Origin of the sequence: Myxococcus sp. CA056, from assembly GCF_013336715.1 — a bacterium.
In the GTDB taxonomy this organism is placed as follows: Bacteria; Myxococcota; Myxococcia; order Myxococcales; family Myxococcaceae; genus Myxococcus; species Myxococcus llanfairpwllgwyngyllgogerychwyrndrobwllllantysiliogogogochensis.
The window spans coordinates 1-1,416 of record NZ_JABUMT010000038.1 but is presented as its reverse complement, the minus strand read 5'-3'; the positions used below and the strand labels follow the sequence as shown (position 1 = coordinate 1,416).

1 protein-coding gene is annotated in these 1,416 nt (G+C 68.5%); it reads right to left on the bottom strand.

Annotation, left to right across the window (positions count from 1 at the left end):
* A partial coding sequence (locus tag HUA76_RS44725) for an ISL3 family transposase (protein ID WP_174464421.1) occupies positions 1 to 1,334 on the bottom strand: 1,334 nt, incomplete at its 3' end.
* Positions 1,335 to 1,416: the final 82 nt, after the last annotated feature.

Here is a 1,416-nt window from a genome sequence, read left to right as displayed (position 1 = left end):
GCTTCCTCGTCCTGCTCAATGCGCGCCAACGTCGCGGTCTCCGCGGAGGTCAACTCCGAGGGCCTCTTCACGCACAACCATGCCAATTGCTTCGGCGAGGGAAGTGCGTCAGGGCTCGTGCCCTTCGACCACCAGTTGCCGCCGGGGTATCCGCGCGCCCCTGCGCGAGGCCGAACGGTCCGTCGCACTTGGAGCCAACGGTGGACCTGCCGCGAGGTGCCACGAAAGCCTTGGGCGCGAATCTCCCGCCAGAGTTCGCAGGCGTTCTCACACCCTGCGGCTTGTCGCCGCGTCAGGTACTCCAGATAAGGGTCGAGGATGCTCGGTCTGGGCACGCGCGCCGCGCGCTCAGGGAAGACTTCGGCGGCGGCGTATTTGCGCACCGTCCCTCGCGCAAGTCCCAGTGTGTGACTGATTCTCAGCAGGGGCTCTCCCGCCAGGTGACGGCGCCGTACGGCTTCGTATGCAGCGACATGCCGGGAGCGGCTCTCCGCTCGGGCGTGAGCTTCGGCGTGAGTTCGCGAGAAGCTGGTGTGACGACGCGCGGGAGGAGTGGCTCCGCTCGAAACGGCTGGTAGCACTCGAAGGCGGGGGTGAGCGCTGGTCATCCAGCGTTCCATCATTTGCCGTCCATTCAGCAGCAAGTGCCAGCGGCCCGCCACCTGCTGGGCCTCTGGAGCGCCCAGCACCGCCGCTCGTGCGTACTCGGTCGACCGGTCTCTGGCGATGACTTCCACGCCGGGGTGCTGGCTCAGCCATGCGCTCACCGTGGGAGTCGAGCGGTCTGGCAACACGTCCCGCACGCAGTGCTCTTCCAGGTCGACAAGGATGGAGCCGTAGGTTCGTCCCTTGCGCAGCGCCCAGTCGTCGAGGCCGAGGACGCGAGCGGGGCTGGGAGCAGGCAGCGGAGCGCGGCGAATCAGCCGCAGGAGGGTATCGGGACTGGTGGGCATGGCCAGGGGCTTGAGCAGCCTGGCCCCAGCCTCTGCTCCGGCTGTGATTGCAACGGCGCACTGCGCGGTGGCCAGCCGACGCGTCCGCCGAGCCTGAGCGGCCACCAGGCGCACCGGCCGCTCCGAGAACGTGCGGCGGGAGCATTCCGGGTTTCGGCAGCAGAAGCGCCGCACACGCAGCTCGAGTTGCACGACGCGCTCCGCAGCTGGCAGGTCCGCCAGGCGTCGGACGTAGCTACCATGCACTGCGGTACTGGGCGTCTGGCAGGAGGGACATCGTGCTCCCGTGCCCTCCATGCGCACCCCGAGGACGACACCCGCCGCGCTACCGTGGGCCACCCGGTCCACCCGACACCCAGGAAGTGGGTACAGCGTTTCCATTCCCAGGGTGTATTCGCCCCGCTGGCAGCTTGCCGCGTCTGCCTACTCCCCAGAGGGGAACCACACGAAGTGCGGGAGAGCC